At 73.1% G+C, this 17,197-nt stretch carries 16 protein-coding genes; 13 read left to right on the forward strand and 3 right to left on the reverse strand.

All coding sequences use genetic code 11. From position 1 onward, the window contains the following. Nucleotides 1-6 precede the first annotated feature (6 nt). The 11 genes from F7P10_RS26930 (at nt 7) to F7P10_RS26980 (ending at nt 11,858) form a co-directional block, all read left to right on the forward strand. The gene (locus F7P10_RS26930) at nt 7-861 is read left to right on the forward strand and encodes an enoyl-CoA hydratase/isomerase family protein (RefSeq protein WP_151013362.1); all 855 of its coding nucleotides are present in this window, start codon (nt 7-9) and stop codon (nt 859-861) included. Between the two features lie 111 nt (nt 862-972). After that, nucleotides 973-2,271, forward strand: coding sequence for an SRPBCC family protein (locus F7P10_RS26935; protein ID WP_151013364.1), 1,299 nt, complete (start codon nt 973-975; stop codon nt 2,269-2,271). Beyond that, nucleotides 2,271-2,627, forward strand: coding sequence for a hypothetical protein (locus F7P10_RS26940; RefSeq protein ID WP_151013366.1), 357 nt, complete (start codon nt 2,271-2,273; stop codon nt 2,625-2,627). The genes F7P10_RS26935 and F7P10_RS26940 overlap by 1 nt, the downstream gene beginning before the upstream one ends. Before the next feature lie 14 nt (nt 2,628-2,641). Continuing rightward, nucleotides 2,642-3,475 (forward strand): TauD/TfdA family dioxygenase, encoded by an 834-nt coding sequence (locus F7P10_RS26945; RefSeq protein ID WP_151013368.1) that lies wholly within the window; start codon nt 2,642-2,644, stop codon nt 3,473-3,475. Continuing rightward, nucleotides 3,472-4,266: an SDR family NAD(P)-dependent oxidoreductase gene (locus F7P10_RS26950; protein ID WP_151013370.1), complete on the forward strand. Its 795-nt coding sequence runs from the start codon at nt 3,472-3,474 to the stop codon at nt 4,264-4,266. The genes F7P10_RS26945 and F7P10_RS26950 overlap by 4 nt, the downstream gene beginning before the upstream one ends. A gap of 91 nt (nt 4,267-4,357) precedes the next feature. Continuing rightward, nucleotides 4,358-5,314, forward strand: a complete 957-nt coding sequence (locus F7P10_RS26955; protein WP_254716805.1) for a PaaX family transcriptional regulator C-terminal domain-containing protein — start codon at nt 4,358-4,360, stop codon at nt 5,312-5,314. Nucleotides 5,315-5,333: 19 nt separating this feature from the next. Beyond that, complete coding sequence (locus tag F7P10_RS26960; protein ID WP_151013373.1) at nt 5,334-6,089, forward strand: SDR family NAD(P)-dependent oxidoreductase; 756 nt, start codon at nt 5,334-5,336, stop codon at nt 6,087-6,089. Nucleotides 6,090-6,317: 228 nt separating this feature from the next. Continuing rightward, the gene (locus tag F7P10_RS26965; protein ID WP_151013375.1) at nt 6,318-6,935 is read left to right on the forward strand and encodes a hypothetical protein; all 618 of its coding nucleotides are present in this window, start codon (nt 6,318-6,320) and stop codon (nt 6,933-6,935) included. Continuing rightward, a complete protein-coding gene (locus F7P10_RS26970; protein ID WP_151013377.1) occupies nt 6,932-9,418 on the forward strand; it encodes an Hsp70 family protein in 2,487 nt (828 codons plus the stop codon). The genes F7P10_RS26965 and F7P10_RS26970 overlap by 4 nt, the downstream gene beginning before the upstream one ends. After that, entirely contained in the window at nt 9,415-10,326 is a 912-nt protein-coding gene (locus F7P10_RS26975; RefSeq protein WP_151013378.1) for a tetratricopeptide repeat protein, read from the forward strand. Before F7P10_RS26970 ends, F7P10_RS26975 begins: the two co-directional genes overlap by 4 nt. Continuing rightward, nucleotides 10,323-11,858, forward strand: coding sequence for a hypothetical protein (locus F7P10_RS26980; protein WP_151013380.1), 1,536 nt, complete (start codon nt 10,323-10,325; stop codon nt 11,856-11,858). The genes F7P10_RS26975 and F7P10_RS26980 overlap by 4 nt, the downstream gene beginning before the upstream one ends. Before the next feature lie 24 nt (nt 11,859-11,882). On the opposite strand, the gene F7P10_RS26985 is transcribed toward F7P10_RS26980, so the two are convergent. Next, nucleotides 11,883-12,626, reverse strand: a complete 744-nt coding sequence (locus F7P10_RS26985; protein WP_151013381.1) for a hypothetical protein — start codon at nt 12,624-12,626, stop codon at nt 11,883-11,885. 70 nt (nt 12,627-12,696) lie between these two features. Here F7P10_RS26985 and F7P10_RS26990 point away from each other — a divergent pair, with 70 nt between their 5' ends. Further along, nucleotides 12,697-13,395, forward strand: coding sequence for a TetR/AcrR family transcriptional regulator (locus tag F7P10_RS26990; RefSeq protein ID WP_151013383.1), 699 nt, complete (start codon nt 12,697-12,699; stop codon nt 13,393-13,395). Between the two features lie 33 nt (nt 13,396-13,428). Here the strand turns inward: F7P10_RS26990 and F7P10_RS26995 are convergent, their stop codons facing one another. After that, a complete protein-coding gene (locus tag F7P10_RS26995) occupies nt 13,429-15,207 on the reverse strand; it encodes an FAD-dependent oxidoreductase (protein ID WP_151013385.1) in 1,779 nt (592 codons plus the stop codon). Nucleotides 15,208-15,234: 27 nt separating this feature from the next. Next, on the reverse strand, nt 15,235-16,323 hold the full coding sequence (locus tag F7P10_RS27000) for a hypothetical protein (RefSeq protein ID WP_151013387.1): 1,089 nt from the start codon (nt 16,321-16,323) through the stop codon (nt 15,235-15,237). A gap of 150 nt (nt 16,324-16,473) precedes the next feature. Between F7P10_RS27000 and F7P10_RS27005 the strand changes: the two genes are divergently transcribed. Beyond that, nucleotides 16,474-17,142, forward strand: coding sequence for a TetR/AcrR family transcriptional regulator (locus F7P10_RS27005; RefSeq protein WP_151013389.1), 669 nt, complete (start codon nt 16,474-16,476; stop codon nt 17,140-17,142). Nucleotides 17,143-17,197: the final 55 nt, after the last annotated feature.

Here is a 17,197-nt window from a genome sequence, read left to right on the forward strand (position 1 = left end):
TCCCCGATGGTGAAGCGCGCCAGGTACGCCGAGTACAAGGACAGCTACCCGAACTACCGGTTCGAGCTGAGCGACGACGGCATCCTGCTCATGCAGTGCCACACCGACGGCGGCAGCCTCGTGTGGGACTGGAAGTCGCACGACGACATGGCGGACGCGTTCGCCGACGTCGCCGGCGACCGGGAGATCAAGCTCCTCATCCACACCGGGACCGGCGAGAACTACAACGCGGATTGGGGCCTGCTGCCGAACGGCGAGCTGCCCGACCCGCCGATCTACGACGCGATGCCCGGCGTCCGGGGCCTGCACAAGCTGGACGAGAAGGCCTGGTACAACCGCAACCTGCAGCTGAACGTCCTCGACGTCGACGTGCCGATGATCAGCGTCGTCAACGGCCCGTGCAACATCCACTCCGAGGTGCCGCTGATGGGCGACATCGTCCTGGCCTCGGAGGACGCGTACTTCCAGGACGTCTCGCACTTCCCGCGCGGCCAGGTGCCGGGCGACGGCCAGCACGTCATCTGGGAGCACGTCGTCGGCCCGACGCGGGCGCACTACCTGCTGCTGACCGGCAAGAAGCTGGGCGCGCGGGAGGCCCTGGAGTGGGGCGCGGTCAACGAGGTCCTGCCGAAGGACCAGGTGCTCGACCGGGCGTGGGAGCTGGCCCGCGAGCTGGTGAAGCGGCCCCCGCTCGTCCTGCGCTACACCCGGCAGCTGTTCACCCAGAACCTCAAGCGCGCCTACCTGAACGAACTCGGCCACGGGCTCGCCCGCGAGACGTACGCGCAGCAGGAGTTCTTCCCGTTCGGCGGCGGGATGGCGCCCCTCGACCGCGCCTGGGACGACAAGCCGTGGACGTGACCCGCGAACGTGCCCCCCGGACCGACCCTCGACAGAAAGCAATACAGAAGTTTGTTCTCAAGACGAAAAAGTGATTAGTATCGGCGGGACGCCAAGCCAAGGAGACAGGTCATGACGGAGCTGCAACAGCGCCTGGCCACGGGGAAGGGCAAGTTCACCCCCCTGTACGAGGAGCTCGACACCGGCCCGGTGTCCTACGAGGACTCGATCTCGCCCGAGTTCTTCGAGGCCGAGCGGGAGGCGGTCTTCCGCCGGTCGTGGCTGTACGTGGGCCGCTCGGAGCGGCTGCCGCGCCCGGGGACGTTCTTCACCCGCGAGCTGAACGGGCTCGCCTCGATCGTCGTGTCGCGCCGCAAGGACGGGGTCGTCAACGCGTTCCACAACGTGTGCGCCCACCGCGGCAACAAGGTCGTCTGGCAGGAGCACCCGCAGGAGGAGTCGAAGGGCTCCTGCCGCGAGTTCGCCTGCAAGTACCACGGCTGGCGGTACGGGCTGGACGGGCGCGTCACCCACGTCACGAACGAGGAGGAGTTCTTCGGCCTCGACAAGGACGCGCTGCGGATGCCGCCGGTCCACTGCGAGGAGTTCGCCGGGTTCATCTTCGTGAACCTCGCGGACGACCCCGTCCCGCTGCGCACCTACCTCGGCGACCGCCTCCTGGAACTGGAGGCGTACCCGTTCGACAAGATGACGCAGCACTACGGCTTCTCGGCGCCGATCCGCGGCAACTGGAAGCTCGCGGTCGACTCGGTCTGCGAGTGGTACCACCCGCCGTACGTCCACGCGCGGTTCATCGACAAGGACATCGCGAAGGCGGAGAAGATGGTTCCGCCGCCGGACTCCTACCACTACGACCTGTTCACGCCGCACATGCTCACGTCCGTGCCCGGCCCGCCGCCGCTCCCGCCGCGCGAGCCCGGGACGGCCGGGGCCGCCGCGCGCGACCAGAAGTGGGTCTACCGGCTGTTCCGGGCCGGCCTGTTCGGCCCCGACGACGTGCCCGACATCGGCCCGCTCCCCGAGTTCCTCAACAAGGGGAAGATCAAGTCGTGGGGTAACGACCAGTTCTGGCTGTTCCCGAACCTGTCGGTGCAGATCTGGGCCCGCGGCTTCTACATCACCTACACGTACTGGCCCGAGGCGGTCGACAAGCACACCTACGACATCGACCTCTACTTCGTCCCGCCGAAGAACGCCCAGGAGCGGCTGGCGCAGGAACTCATCGTCGACAGCACCATCGAGTTCGCCATGCAGGACGTGAACACGATCGAGGCCACCCAGCAGGGCCTGTCCACCCGCGCCAACCGGCAGTTCCACCTCAGCGACCAGGAGCTGCTCATCCGCAAGTTCCACAAGACCGTCCGCGACACCGTCGCCGCGCACCAGGCGCGCGACGCGAAGGAGAGCTGATGTCGGCCGTCACGTCCATCGGAACCGCGTCCACCCTGCCCGCGCGGTTCGCCGATCTCGAGCCGTGGGTCGCCGACTGGGCGCGTCCCACCCGGCAGGAGCGCTACGACATGCGCCTGTCGAAGAAGTACGGCGAGCTCGAGGAGTTCTACGACGCGATCGCCCCGCGCGCCGAGGAGGCGATCGAGTACCTCAACGGGCGCGACCTGGACGACCTCGCCGACGACGACGCGCGCCTGCTCCAGCTGCTCTACTCGATGATCCTCGTCTCGTACGCGGTCAACGTGTTCATGCAGCCGCGCATCCCCGACTCGGGCGCCGCGTTCTTCAACACGACGGCCGAACCGGCCGTCTGACCCGGGGGAGACGCATGCCGATCACCTCCACCCCGCTGGGGCCGACCACCGGACTGGAGATCACGGGCCTGCACGGCCGCGCGCTCGTCGACCGGGACGTCGCCGCCGAGTGCGCCGCCGCGCTGGAGCGGTACGGCGTCGTCGTCTACCGCGACGCCGACATCGCCGACGACGACCTCGTCGCGTTCAGCGCGCTGCTCGGCGACGTCGTCCCGCTCGCGATGGGCGGGCACGAGCGCAGGGAGATCCAGAAGATCACGCGGGACGCGTCGCAGAGCAAGCTCGCGGCGTACCGCGAGGCAACGTTCTTCTGGCACATCGACGGCACCACCGACAGCGTGCCGAACAAGTCGACGCTGCTCACCGCGCGGCAGGTGTCGGACGACGGCAGCGGCGACACCGAGTTCGCCAACACCTACGCGGCCTACGAGGCACTGCCCGAGCGGGAGAAGGAGGAGCTGGCGGACCTGCGCGTCGTGCACAGCTTCGCCGCCTCGCAGTCGCTGGTGTACCCCGACCCGTCCCCGAAGGAGCGGGCGGCGTGGGACAAGGTGCCCGCGCGCGAGCACCCGCTCGTCTGGACGCGCCGCAGCGGCCGCAGGTCGCTGCTGATCGGCGCGACGGCCGGCGAGATCGTCGGCCGTCCCGCCGCGGCCGGACGGGCGCTGCTCGACCGGCTCCTCGACTGGGCGACCCGGCCGGAGTTCACCGTCCGGCACCGCTGGCGGCCCGGCGACCTCGTCATCTGGGACAACACCGGCATGCTGCACCGCGCGCAACCGTACGCCGAGACGTCGCGGCGGCTGATGCACCGCACCAGCCTCGCCGGAGAGGAGGCCGTGGCATGAGCGGAACGGACACGGGCGGGAACACGGGCCCGAACGCGGGCGGGGCGCGGGTGGCCGTGGTCACCGGCGGCGGCTCCGGCATGGGACGGGCGATCGTGCACCGCCTCGCCCGGGACGGCCTGGCGGTCGCGATCCTCGACATCGACGCGGGCGGCGCGGAGAAGGTCGCGGCCGAGGTGCGGGACGCGGGCGGGACGGCGCTCGCCGTCGGCGACGCCGACGTCTCGGACCGGGCGAAGGTGGACGCGGCGATCGCCCGCGTCCGCGCGGAACTCGGGCCCGTGCTCGTCCTCGTGAACAACGCCGGGATCACCGCGTTCCGGGAGTTCATGTCGATCACGGAGGAGAAGTGGCGCCGGGTCATGGCGGTGAACCTGGACGGCCCGTTCCACTGCACGCAGGCCGTCCTGCCCGACATGATCGACGCCGGCTGGGGCCGGATCGTGAACATCTCCTCGTCCAGCGCCCAGGGCGGGCAGGAGTACATGGCCCACTACGTGTCGTCGAAGGCGGGGCTGATCGGGTTCACCAAGTCGCTCGCGCTGGAGTTCGGGCCGAAGGGGATCACCGCCAACACGATCCCGCCGGGCTTCATCGACACGCCGATGCTGCGCGAGTCGGAGCGGCGCGGGATGTTCGGCGGGACGGTGGACGACCACGCCGAGCGGACGCCCGTGCGGCGGCCGGGCACCCCGGAGGACATCGCCGCCGCGTGCGCCTTCCTCGCGTCCGACGAGGCCGGGTACATCACCGGCCAGATCATCGGCGTGAACGGCGGGCGCAACACCTGATGGGCGCCGTGGAGACGACGGACGCGGTGCCCGGGGCGGACGGGCTGGACGCGCCGGTGCGACCGGCCCGCGCGGATAGCCTTCCGGCGTGATGGACACCCAAGCGGAAGCCGCCGTCGAGAGCGCCGTCGGGACAGTCCTCGGGACCGGGGGCGAGGTCGCCGTGGACCTGCCGCGCGTGCAGGTCGGGTCGAACCCGCAGCACCTCGTCCTCGGGCTCTTCATGGACTACTGGCTCGACCGCGACGCGTACCTGCCGTCCGCGGCGATGGTCGAGCTGCTGACCGAGTTCGACAACACGGCGCCCAGCGCGCGCGCCGCGATCGCCCGCCTCGCCCGGCGGAACGTCCTGGAGGCCACCAAGAAGGGCCGCCGGACGTACTACCGGCTGACGGAGACCGCGGCGCGCCCGCTGGACCAGATCCAGGAACGCGTCGTCCGGTTCCGGGCCGAGGACCGGCCCTGGGACGGGGCGTGGACGACCGTCATGTTCTCCGTCCCCGAGGAGCGGCGCGACCTGCGGCACGTCGTGCGGACGCGGCTGCGCTACCTCGGCTACGCCCCGCTGTACGACAACGTGTGGGTGTCGCCGCGCGCCGACCGCGACCAGAGCGTCGAGCTGCTCGAGAGCGTCGGCGTGGCGGACGCGACCGTGCTGCGCTCGGAGGTGACGTACGCGGCGGGCGGCGGCGACCCGCTCACCGCCTGGGACGTCGACGCGATCGAGGCCCGCTACGCGGAGTACATCGCGAAGTTCGGGCCGCTGCTCGAGCGGGTCGAGCACGGCCGGGTGGGCGCGGCGGAGGCGCTGGTGGCCCGGACGGACGTCAAGGAGAGCTGGCGCGAGCTGCTGAGCGTCGATCCGGAACTGCCGGAGAGCCTGTTCCCGCCCGGCTGGCCGGGACGCCGTGCCCGGCGGATCTTCGCGGGCGTCTACGACGGTCTCGGGCCGCTCGCCGAGGCGCGCGTCCGCCAGCTCGTCGCCAAGCACGACCCGGAACTCGCGCTGCTGGCGCGGCACCGGACCACCACCGTCACGAACGTCTAGGCAGGAAAGGAAGGACGCCATGGAGTCCGGAAGCGAGCGGCTCGCCGGGAAGGTCGCGATCATCACCGGGGCGGGCGCGGGAATCGGGAGGTCCATGGCGACCCTGTTCGCGGCGCACGGGGCGCGGGTCGTGTGCGCCGACCGCAGCGGGCGGCAGGAGGACGTCGCGGCCGAGATCGGCGACACGGCCGTCGCCGTGCACTGCGACGTGTCGCGCTCGGACGACGTCCGGGCGATGATCGGGACCGCCGAGGACCGGTTCGGACGGCTCGACGTGCTGTGCAACAACGCGGGGTTCGGCGGCCCGCGCAAGCGGATCGTCGAGCAGGACGAGAGCACCTTCGACGACGTCGTGGCCGTGAACCTCAAGGGCGTGTTCCTCGGCATGAAGTACGGCATCGAAGCGATGCTGCGGACGGGCGGCGGCTCGGTCGTGAACACGGCGTCGTCGGCCGGGCTCGTGGGCTGGAAGAAGCACTCGGTCTACGCGGCGGCCAAAGGCGGGGTCGTGCAAATGACGAAGTGCGCGGCGCTCGACTACGCGGAGGACGGCGTCAGGGTCAACGCCATATGTCCGGGCATGACGTGGACCGACCTGGCCGGCGCCGCGGAGAACCCGGCCCCGCCGCCGGACGCGAAAATGCCGATGCAGCCGATGAACCGCTGGGGCCTGGCCTCGGAACTCGCCGCCGCCGCGCTGTTCCTCGCGTCCGACGAGGCGTCGTTCATCACGGGTACGGCCCTGCCGGTGGACGGCGGCTACGTCGCCCGCTGAGACGATCGGTGGAGAATCTCGGTAACTCCGACTCCGTTCATGGAATGGACTATTGGGGCATACGGGAAATTTTGGGACCGAACAAGATTCAGTTCGGTGTCGCGGTATGGCCGAATCCGGCCACGGCACGGGAGTGATCCCCGCACAAGGTAATCCGACCTAGACAGTCCCACTTCATGGCGCGAAAATCGCTCACCGTATCAGTCATGATCGGGAGGAACTCGCCGGATGGGACGCATCTTCGCGGGGAGCCGGGGCGCGTTCCGGCAATGGCGATACCCCCGGGAGTTCCGGATCGCGGCGCCGGCGTGGCCCGCGGACGTGCTCGCCGAGCTCACCGAGCTCGCGCGCCTGGAGGCGGCCGCCGCCAAAGCCGCCGCCGACGCCGCGGCGGCCGAAGCCGTCGCCACGCCCGCCGCCGACACCGTCACCGACGTGCCCGTCCCCGACCCCGTCCCGGAGCCCGTCCCCGAGCCCGCCGGGCTCACCGGACGGTCGCTCGCGGAGGTGGCGACGAGCCTGTGGCGGCTGAGCACGCGCATCCGGCGGATGGACGATCCGCCGCGCGCGCTCGTCCGGAACCTGGAGGCGGCCCAGGACGCGCTCACCGACGCCGGAGTCGAGATCAAGGACCACATCGGTGAGCCGTTCGACCTCGGGCTGGTGATGTCCGTGGCCGCCTACCAGCCCACCCCGGGGCTGCGCCGCGAGCAGATCATCGAGACCCTGCGGCCGGGCGTCTACCTCGACGACCGGTCGATCCAGGTGGCAGAGGTCATCGTGGGCACCCCGGAGCCCGCCGAAGAACCGACGACCGGGGCGATGGAGGAGACGCGGGGACGATGACCAGGACCACGATCGACTTCGGGATCGACCTCGGCACCACCAACAGCGCGATCGCGATGCTCGGCGGCGTGGGCGCGGAGGTCGTCAAGAACAACGACGGCCTCGAGACGACCCCGTCCGCGGTGATGCTCGATCCGCGGGGCCGCCTCCACGTCGGTTTCCGGGCGAAGGACCGCAGCGAGCACGATCCCGACAACACCTGCCTCGAGTTCAAGCTCCAGATGGGCAACACGGGGACGACCAAGGTGTTCGCGTCCGCCGGACGGTCGATGACTCCCGAGGAGATGTCGGCCGAGGTGCTGCGGTCGCTGCGCGGCGACGTCGCCCAGCAGCACGGCGAGGAGATCGGCGCGGCGGTCATCACCGTCCCGGCGGCCTTCGACCTCGGGGCCTGCGACGCCACCCGGCGTGCCGCCGAACTGGCGGGCCTGACCTTCGCGCCGCTGCTGCAGGAACCCACCGCCGCCGCGTTCGCCTACGGCTTCCAGGCCGACGACGGCAACGCGTTCCGGCTGGTGTACGACATCGGCGGCGGCACGTTCGACGCGGCCGTGATCAGCGTGCGGGACGGCGAGTTCACGGTCGTCAACCACCACGGTGACACCTACCTGGGCGGCAAGCTGCTGGACTGGGCGATCGTCGAGGAGCTGCTGATCCCGGCGGTCGTGGCGGAGTTCGAGGTCACCGACCTGCGCCGCGGGAACCCCGAGCAGCGCCTCAACATCGCCACGCTGAAGGCGGCCGCCGAGCGGGCGAAGATCCAGCTGTCCCGGGCGCCGGAGGCCGCGATCACGGTCGACGTCGTCGACGCGTCCGGCGCGCGGCGGCCCTTCCTCTACGACCTGGCGCGGGCCGAGGTGGAGCGGCTGATGGAGCCGCTCATCGTCCGCTCGGTCAACCACAGCCGCAAGGCGCTGGCGGAGAGCGGTCTCGGGCCCGGCGACATCGAGAAGGTCCTGCTGGTGGGCGGCCCCACGCTGATGCCGTACCTGCGCGAGCGGCTCGCCGACCCGCGCGAGGGCCTCGGCATCGCGCTGGACCACGGTCAGGACCCGCTCACCGCCGTCGCCCGCGGTGCCGCGATCTTCGCGGGCGCCCAGCGGATCGACGCCGCCGCGGCCGGCCCGCCCCCGCCGCCGCCGACCGGCGGGTACGCCATCGAACTGGAGTACCGCCCGGCCGGTCCCGACATCGAACCGTTCGTCGGCGGCAAGGTCACCGGCGCCGGCACGGCCGGCTGCTCGATCCAGTTCGTCAACCCCGACACCAAGCCCGTGTGGCGCAGCGGCCAGATCCCGCTGTCGGCGGACGGGACGTTCACCGCGACGCTCTGGGCCGAGAAGGGGCGCCTCAACACCTTCGAGATCGAGCTGATCACCGCGACCGGCGACCGCCGCCCGATCACGCCCGCGACGCTGACCTACCGGGTCGCCGTCGTCGAGACGCAGCCGCCGCTCACCCACTCGATCGGCATCGGCCTGGCCGACAACGAGGTCGAGTGGCTGTTCAAGAAGGGCACCCCGCTGCCCGCCCGCCGCCGGACGCGGCTGACCACGACCGTCGCGCTCAGTCGCGGCAGCGGGGAGGGCATGATCCGCATTCCGGTGGTCGAGGGCGAGCACCACCGCGCCGACCGCAACCGCCGGATCGGCCGGCTGGAGGTCGACGCCGAGCAGGTCACCCGGGACGTGCCGGAGGGCAGCGAGGTCGAGTTGACCATCGGTGTCGACGAGTCCAGGCTCGCGGTCGCGCGCGCGTACGTCCCGATCCTGGACGAGGAGTTCGAGCACGTCCTGAACCTGCAGAGCTCCGTCCCGGACGCCGCCGACCTCGGCCGCGACGTCGCGGCCGAGAAGAAGCGGCTGGCGGCGGTGCGCCGCCGTGCCGACGAGTACGGCGACGCGCGCGCCGCCGCGGTGCTCGCGCGGATCGAGGCCGAACGGATCGTCCCCGACCTCGACGCCGAGGTGGACGCCGCCGCCGTCGACACGGACGCGGCCACCGCCGCCGCCCGGCGGCTGCTCGACCTGCGGGCCGCGGTCGACGAGGCCGAGGACGAACTCGAGTGGCCCGAGCTCGCCCAGGAGGCGCACGACGCGGTCCAGATGGTGCGCGAGGTCATGCAGGAGGTCGCCAAGCCTGCCGACCGGCCGATGCTGCAGGGCGCCGTGGACGCCGTCCAGGAAGCGGTCACCGCGCACGACGCCGGACTGCTGCGGCAGCGCGTCGGCGAGGCGTACAGGCTCGCGGCACGGGTGCTGGACGAGTCCGGCGACCTCCCCCACATCATCTTCCGCCAGCTGGAGCCCCGGCAGCCGGACATGCGCGACCCGGACGAGGCCGCCAGGCTGTTCACCACCGGCCGGCGCGCCGCCGCCTCCGGCGACCTCGACACGCTCCGGCAGGTCAACGCGGCGCTCGACGAGATGCTCCCGACCCCGGTGTCCCCGCTCGCCACCAGCACGGTCCGGAGGGGCCGGTGAACGCCCCCGCGCCGGCGCCCTCGGCGGCGTCCCGGACGGTGCGCGAGGCGGCGCTGGCGCAGGCCCGCACGCTCGCCCGCGCCGGACGGTACGCGGAGGCCACGGCCGTGCTCGAAGGCGAGCACGGCGCCGCCGTCCTCGACCTGCGGGCCCGCATGTACGCGCAGCAGGGCCGGTTCGACGACGCCGACCGCTGCTGGGCCGAGGCCGCCGCCCTCGACCCGGGCGACGGCGACGCGGCGCGGGGGCGCGCCCGCATCGCCGAGCTGCGCGCGAAGCGGGCGTCCACCGGATTCGGCCGCGCCCTCACCGCGGGCCTCCTGCCGCGCGGGGGTGCCGCCGTCGCCGCGCTGCTCGCGATCGTCCTGGTCGCCGCACTCTGGCCGGGCGACGGCGAACCCGCGGCCCGTCCCGCCGTCCGCCCCGCGCCGCCGTCCGCCGCCCCGCCCCCGTCCGGTGCGCCGCCCGCCTCGGCCGACCCCCTGGCCGGGCTGCGGCTGGACGCCCCGGGGGTGCGGGCGGAACGCCGCGACGGCGAGATCGCGGTCACCTTCGCGGGCGGGCTCTTCGACGCCGGCGCGACGCTCACCCCGGACGGCCGGGCCGCCCTCACCGCGCTCGGCGAGCGGCTGCGCCCGCAGGGCGACCGGCTCGCGGTCGCGGTGATCGGGCACACCGACCGCACGGCCGTCCGTCCCGGCGGGGAGTACGCGAGCAACGTCGAGATCGGGATGATGCGGGCGACGGTCGCCCGCGAGGTGCTGCGCTCGTCCGCGCGGATCCCCACCACCCGGTTCACGCTGTCGACGCTGGCCGGGATGCTGCCGCCGCACGGCGGCGACGCGGACCCCGGCGACCCGCGCAACCGCACGGTCAGCCTGCGCGTCTCCGCCGCGGGGCCCCGATGAGGACGCGAGCGGCCTTCTTCGGCCGGGTCGACCCGGAGGTGTACCGGCGGAACCCCTTCCGGGTCGCCGACCTCCCCGTCCACGCGACGGCCCGCGACATCCGGCGCCGCGCGGAGGAACTGCGCGTCAAGGCGCGGCTCGGCGCGGACGCCGGGACCGGCTCGGCGCTGCTGCCGCTGGACCCGCCGCCCGATCCGGACGCCGTCCAGGAGGCGCTCCAGCGGCTGCGCGACCCGCTGCGCCGCCTCGAGGACGAGCTGTTCTGGTTCTGGCCCGCGCATAACGCGGCCGTCCGGGGTGCGCGGGACGAAGCCCTGGAGGCCCTGGGCGAGGGCCGGATCGAGGACGCCGAACGGCTGTGGACCGAGCCCGCGCCGGGCCGCGCCGCGGCCGTCGCCGCGCACAACCTCGCCGTCCTCGCCCACGCCCGCGCGCTGGAGGCGGGCTCCGGCGACGTCCGCGACCTCTGGGAGCCGGCGCTGCGGCACTGGCGGACCGTCCTGGACACCGACCCGTTCTGGGACCTGGTCGCCGCCCGCGTCCGCGAGGCCGACGACCCGCGGCTCGGCCCCGGCACGGCCGGCGAGCTGCGCGAACGGCTGCCCGCCGCGCTCATGGCGACCGCCGCGCAGGCGGCCGTGCGCGAGTACCGGGACGGCCGTGCCGAGCGGGCGAGGACGCTCAGCTTCCTGATGGACCACGTCGGCTTCGACGACGCCACCGTCGACACCGCGCTGCGCGACGCGGTCGCCCCCGAGACCGACCGGCTCCAGGCGCTGGCGCGGTCCGCGGTCGACCGGGCCGGCGCGTCCCCCGACACCGGCTGCGACGAGGCCGCGCGCGTCCTCGCCGAGGCCGAACCCGTACTGGACGGGCTCGGCGCCGTCCTGCCCCCGGACGAACCCCTGCTCGAGGGCCTCCGGGACGAGATCGCCGAACGCGTCCAGCAGTGCGCGATCATCTACGGGAACGAGACCAGGGACTGGTCGAAGCCCGAAGGGATCCTGAAGCGCGCCGAGGCCCTCGCGGCCACCGCCACCATCAAGACCCGGATCCAGAAGAACCTCGACACCGCCGAAGACAACCTCCTCTACGGCACGTGCTGGTTCTGCGACGAACGGCCCGCCGACGACGGCGCCGTCTACGAGAAGAAGATGTACGGCGACGTCACCCGGGAGTACAGCGGGTACGGGATCCAGATCCGCTGGCGGAAGCTGGCGGCCCCGGTGCCGCGCTGCACCGCCTGCGCCGCCGCGCACCGCGGCCGCGGCCGGACCGTGGCGCTGGCCGGCGGTCTCGGCTGCGCCGGCGGGCTCGCCCTCGCCGTCGTGCTGATCGCCGCGGGCGCCCCGTTCGTCGTCCCGTTCGGCCTGTTCTTCCTGACCATCATCGGCTTCTTCGTCGCCGTGGCCATGGGGAACGTCGACGGGCTGCCGAGGAAGGCGCACGCGACGGTGGGCGCGTGGCCGCCGATCAGGGAGAAGCTCGACGCGGGCTGGATGTTCGGCGAGAAGCCCCCCAACACCAACTGAGACCGGCCCCGATCCGCCGCCCGGTCAGGACGGCGGGTCGGACGGGCGGCCCGCGACGAGGTCGGCGAGGCCGGTCGCCGCGCGCTGCACGGGCCGCCGCAGCCGGGCGTCGCGGGACGCGGCCCGCTCCAGCTTGCGGTCCCCGTACCGGCGGCGCGCCCACGGCGACCCCGGACGGGCCAGGCGGACCGCGCCCACGATCGCCACCACGCCGACGAACAGGCCGACCAGTCCCGTCCACACCTTGCCCTTGGCCAGGGCGATCAGCGTGACCGACAGGTTGAACAGCAGCGTCAGCGCGACCGCCCACGCCGCCTCGTCCTCGCCGCGCTCGTCCCCGATGCCCAGCGGCCGCAGCCCCAGCAGCGCGAGCCCGCACAGCGCGATCGCGATGAACACGACCTCCACCGAGAGCTGCCCCTGCTGCGTCCAGTAGACGTCCTTCAGGTGCAGCACCAGCGCGAACTCGTCCAGGACGAGCGCCGTCCCGACCCCGAAGAGTCCCGCGAGCAGCGCGGCCGCCACCGACGTCCCGTCCTCCGCCAGCAGCCCGCCGATCCCGCCCACGCACATGAACACCAGCCCGAACACCACGTGGTGGATGTGGTGCCCTCCCGGCGTGACGTTCCCCGGCCACCAGCTCACCTGCGCCCGGATCATCCGCACACTGAACCGGATGAACAGGAACGCCGCGATGAACGCGAGCAGGAACACCAGCAGCCGCAGCCGTCCGGTGTCGACGATCTCCCGAGTGAACCAGGCCCCCATGCCCCCGGCATGCCCGGACCGGAGGCGGCCATCCCTGCGGCCGGGGCCGGGGACGCTCTATCGTGGGCAGATGGCCGAGTCACAGTCCCGCCGCCTGCCCCGCGGGCGCCACGCGCTGGCCCGCGAGGAGGTCCGGCGGATCCAGCGGTCGCGGTTGTGCACCGCGATGGCCGAGGTGATGGCCGAGAAGGGGTACGTGGACACGTCCGTCGCGGACGTGCTCCAGCGGGCGACCGTGTCGCGGCAGAGCTTCTACGAGCTGTTCGACTCCAAGCTCGACTGCTTCATGGCCGCGTTCGAGGGCGCGCGCGAGATCCTGCTGGAGCGGCTGTCCGCCGAGGTCGGCGTGGCCCCGGCGACCGGCGAGCCCGAAACCGGCAACGGCACGTCCGGCACGTCCGGCGCGTCCGCCGACCGGCTCGCGCTGGCCGAGCAGGTGATCGGCGCGTACCTGCGGGCGCTGGCGGAGAACCTGCCCCTCGCGCGGCTGTTCCTGGTCGAGGTGTACGCCGCCGGGCCCGAGGCCATCCACCGCCGTGCCCGCACGCAGGAGATCCTCACCGACGCGTTCGCCGACCTGCTGGGCGCGCGGGACGAGTCCGTCCGGTTCGCCTGCCGGGTGATCATCGCGGCGGGCAGCGCGCTGGTGACGCCGCCGGTCGCCGAGCAGGACGCCGACGCGCTGCTGGCGCTCGGCCCGCCGCTGATCGAGCACGTCCGCCGGCTGTGGGACGCCGGCGTCCTCGAACCCGCCCCCGCCGCGACCTGAGCCCCGCCGCGGGAGCGGGATACCGGAGGCCCCTCACATGACGTCGAAGACGTTGGGCCGTCCCGCACGGAAGCGCCGCGCGTCGAGGTCCTTGAGGCCGTCGAGTTCCGGCGGCCGGTGGAGCTTCCACATCTCGACCCGCTCCGCCGCGGAATCGGCCGCGTCCAGCAGCGCGTTGACCGCCGCGCGCCCGGACTCGTTGGCGCCCTCCATGGTGGCCAGGTCGACGCTCGTCCGGACGTAGTCGCCCGCCAGGAACAGGTTCGGGATCGCGGTCCGGGCCTCCGGCCGCTTCGCCCAGCTCCCGACCGTGTTCACCATGAGCGGTTCGTCGTTGACGTTGCCCCCGGCCGACGGATCCCACGTGATCGCGGGGTCGAGGAACCAGGAGTGCACCATGTCGTCGGGCAGGACGGACCGTCCGGTGTCCTCCAGGTGGTCCTTCATCTGCGCCCAGCACTCCTCGGCGACCTGGGCGCGTGTGCACTTCTTGGCCGGTTTCCCGTGCACGATCCCCGGGGTGTCCCAGTCGGAGACGTCCAGGGAGAGGCAGTCGGCGACCTGCCCGTCGCCGTAGTCGCGCGGGAAGCTGCGGTCCCACAGCCTGCTCTGCAGGACCGCGGTGAGCTGCCACGGCGAGTCCATGAAGTTGATCTCCTCGCCGAGGCCGGCGGGCGTGCGGCGCAGGAAGAACTGCAGCCCGTTCATCCACTCGGTGCGCAGGTCGTGCATCCCCTCCAGGCTCGGGTCGAGCGCGAGGACGGCCGGTGACAGCAGCGTCCGGGCCCGGTCCACCGGCATCGCGCAGACGAACCAGTCGGCCGTGGCCCGGCGGCGGTTCCCCGCCCGGTCCACGAGCCGGACGGAGCGGACGCGGCCCCCGCCCGTCTCCAGCGCCTCGACGGCCTGCCCGACCTCGAACCGGACGCCGCGCCCGCGCAGGTACCGCACCCACGGGTCGATCCACGCCTCGTTGGTGGGCGCGTTCAGCATGCGGGCGAGGCCGCCGCCGTCGGAGCCCAGGCCGAGCCCCGACAGCAGGAACGCCTCGCCCATCGCGCCGACCGTCCGGGTGCTGGCGATCGACTCCTTGACGGCCACGAGACCGCGCGTCAGGAACCGCGCGACGATCGCGCGGTAGTCCTCGGACGCGCCCTCGGCGCGCACGTACTCCCACCACGGGACGTGCTCCCACTGGCCGAAGCGCCGCTCGTCGCTGCTGGTCAGGTAGACGATGAAGCGGTTGACGAACAGTCCCAGCTCGGCGGGCGGGACGGCGGCGGCGTGCTCGACGAGCCCGGTCAGCGTCTCGCGGATCCCGTCCAGGTCCAGGCCGCCCGGGGCGTCCGGTTCGGGGACGGTGATGTCCGACCGGCCGCCGTTGCGGGCGATGCGCGGCGCCGTGAGGTCGATCAGGTTGCCGTGGACGCCCTCGGCGTTGCCGGGGAACGGGGTGCGGCGCATCGTGTCCGTCACGTGGCGGTAGAAGCCGGGGAAGAACCGGAACCCGTGCTCGCCCGGCAGGTCGTCCCGCCCGCCCCTGCCGGTGCCCTCGACGGGGATGCTGCGCGCCTTGCCGCCCAGCGACTTCCGCTCGAAGACGGTGACGGCGAAGCCCCGCTCGGCCAGCTCGTGGGCGGCGGCCAGCCCGGCCATCCCGCCGCCCAGCACGGCGACGGTCCGCCCGCGCCGCCCGGCCGCCGCGCGGGCGGCCGGCGCGGGCAGCAGCGCCGCCGCGCCCGCGGCCGCCGTGCCGTACAGGACCCGGCGCCGCGAGACGCCGCGCGAGGTCGTCGGACTCTCGTTGTTCATGGGAAGCCGCCTCCGGGGGATTGGGGGTCAGGACTGCGGCAGCCGCGCCCGCAGGGTGCGGATGTGCTCGATGAGGCCGAGCGAACCCGGGACGGTGCGGCCCAGCGACTCGGGCAGGGCGAGCAGGCCGACGTCCAGGATGAACGGGTCCACGACGTGGAAGCTCGTGCTGATGCCGGGCCGCTCGCCGACCAGGCCCTCCGGGGTCGCGAGCAGCGAGGAGTCGCAGTTCAGCGCGGTCGTCCGCGGATAGGAGAACAGGCCGGACACCCGCCAGTCCGACAGCTCGATCTCGGTCATGCACCCGTAGGTCTCCTCGGGCGTCACGCGTCCCACCACGCCCTGCCAGGTGCCGTCGCCCTTCACGACGCCGCCGAGCAGCGTCGCCGTCCCGTCCGGCTCGTGGGACACGCCCCACTCCCAGCCGGAGTAGCGCTGGTCGAGGACGTTGAAGTCGCCCCAGTTGTGGTCGTGGTAGCCGCGCCACCCGGACACGTCGATGCGGGCGGACGAACCGGGCGGCCGGAGCCAGCCGTTCACCCGGCTCGTCGCGACGGGCGCCGTCCAGTACATCGTCTGCCCGTCGTAGCGGATCGGCCCGCCCGTCACGCCCGGCAGCGCGTTGTCGAACCAGATGTCGGCCTCGGCGAACAGGCCGTGCCAGCGCAGCCGGTACGCGCCGCGCCCGCGGTCGTAGACGAGGCTTCCCGCGCTGCTCTCGACGACGGGCCCGTCCTTCGCGGTCACCTCCAGGACCGGCTCCGGCAGGACGAGCTTCTGGCCGTCCTCCGGGTACCAGAAGATCACCCCGGTCGGGACCGGGTCGGTGAACAGCATCGCGATGAAGGTCCGCCGCGTCGCCGGGTCCATCACGTGCGTGTACCACCACTCGGTGGTGGAGCCGGGGTGCGGCCCGTCGTCGGCGGGCTCGGCGAGCTTGCCGGGCACCTGCGTCAGGTCCGAGCGCGCGATGTCGGTGCGCGGGATCCAGGAGCCGTCCGCCCGCGCCGGCCCGGACGCGGCGGCGGGGGCGGCGGTGACCGCGATCGGAACGAGTGCGGCGACCGCGAGCGCGAGCGCCGCGGCGGCGCGGCGGACGGCCGGATGACGTACCACGATGAGCCTCCTCGGCTGAGCCCCCCGTGACGTCCGGCCCTCCCACCGGCGAGCCGTGGACCGAGTGTGATTCGGTTCCGGAACCCTGTCAAGCACTGTGTCGACACACTGTCCGATGACAGGCCGGACGCCCGGCGGTAGCCTGCGGCCATGTCGTCCACCACCCAGCCGCGCAGGAAGGTCCGGGAGCGGCGCGAGGACGTCCGGCGCCGGGTGCTCCGCACGACCGCGGAGATGATGGCCGACGGCACGCCCTACACCGAGCTGCCCGTGCAGCGCATCGCCGAGCGCGCCCGGGTCGCGCGCTCCACCTTCTACCTGCACTTCCCGGACAAGAGCCGGCTGCTGATCGCGCTCGCCGACGAGGCGGTCGAGGCGCTGTTCGGCGAGGCCGTCATCTGGTGGCGGGCCGACCACGCCGACGGCGTCGACGGCGTCGCCCACGCCATGCGGCAGATGATCGCCGCGTACCGCGAGCACCGCCGCGTGCTGCACGCCCTCGGCGAGGTCGCCGGGTACGACCCCGACATCGCCGACTTCTGGCGGCAGCGGATGCGGGGCTTCACCGACGTCGTCCAGGCACGGCTCGACGCCGAACTGCGCGCGGGCACCGTCGACCCGGACCTGGACGCCCGCACGACCGCCCAGGTGCTGATCTGGACGGTCGAACGGACCATCTCCGCGCACTGCCACCACGACGACGGGGGCGCGGGCGACGAGCGGATCGCGCGGACCCTCGCCCGCACGATCTGGCTCACGGTCTACGGCGTCCCGCCCCCGCCGCCCGCCGTCAGGACGGAACGCGCGGCGGGCGCTTGACGCCGTCGAGGGCGTTCGAGCGCGGCCGCGGCGAGGCGAACGCCGCAGCGCGCCA

Source organism: Actinomadura sp. WMMB 499, assembly GCF_008824145.1.
GTDB lineage: Bacteria > Actinomycetota > Actinomycetes > Streptosporangiales > Streptosporangiaceae > Spirillospora.

Bases quoted from the DNA above. Each gene is read 5' to 3' on its own strand.
- F7P10_RS26930 (WP_151013362.1), top strand. From the start codon at position 7: ATGGTGAAGCGCGCCAGGTACGCCGAGTACAAGGACAGCTACCCGAAC.
- F7P10_RS26935 (WP_151013364.1), top strand. From the start codon at position 973: ATGACGGAGCTGCAACAGCGCCTGGCCACGGGGAAGGGCAAGTTCACC.
- F7P10_RS26940 (WP_151013366.1), top strand. From the start codon at position 2,271: ATGTCGGCCGTCACGTCCATCGGAACCGCGTCCACCCTGCCCGCGCGG.
- F7P10_RS26945 (WP_151013368.1), top strand. From the start codon at position 2,642: ATGCCGATCACCTCCACCCCGCTGGGGCCGACCACCGGACTGGAGATC.
- F7P10_RS26950 (WP_151013370.1), top strand. From the start codon at position 3,472: ATGAGCGGAACGGACACGGGCGGGAACACGGGCCCGAACGCGGGCGGG.
- F7P10_RS26955 (WP_254716805.1), top strand. From the start codon at position 4,358: ATGGACACCCAAGCGGAAGCCGCCGTCGAGAGCGCCGTCGGGACAGTC.
- F7P10_RS26960 (WP_151013373.1), top strand. From the start codon at position 5,334: ATGGAGTCCGGAAGCGAGCGGCTCGCCGGGAAGGTCGCGATCATCACC.
- F7P10_RS26965 (WP_151013375.1), top strand. From the start codon at position 6,318: ATGGGACGCATCTTCGCGGGGAGCCGGGGCGCGTTCCGGCAATGGCGA.
- F7P10_RS26970 (WP_151013377.1), top strand. From the start codon at position 6,932: ATGACCAGGACCACGATCGACTTCGGGATCGACCTCGGCACCACCAAC.
- F7P10_RS26980 (WP_151013380.1), top strand. From the start codon at position 10,323: ATGAGGACGCGAGCGGCCTTCTTCGGCCGGGTCGACCCGGAGGTGTAC.
- F7P10_RS26985 (WP_151013381.1), bottom strand. From the start codon at position 12,626: ATGGGGGCCTGGTTCACTCGGGAGATCGTCGACACCGGACGGCTGCGG.
- F7P10_RS26990 (WP_151013383.1), top strand. From the start codon at position 12,697: ATGGCCGAGTCACAGTCCCGCCGCCTGCCCCGCGGGCGCCACGCGCTG.
- F7P10_RS26995 (WP_151013385.1), bottom strand. From the start codon at position 15,207: ATGAACAACGAGAGTCCGACGACCTCGCGCGGCGTCTCGCGGCGCCGG.
- F7P10_RS27005 (WP_151013389.1), top strand. From the start codon at position 16,474: ATGTCGTCCACCACCCAGCCGCGCAGGAAGGTCCGGGAGCGGCGCGAG.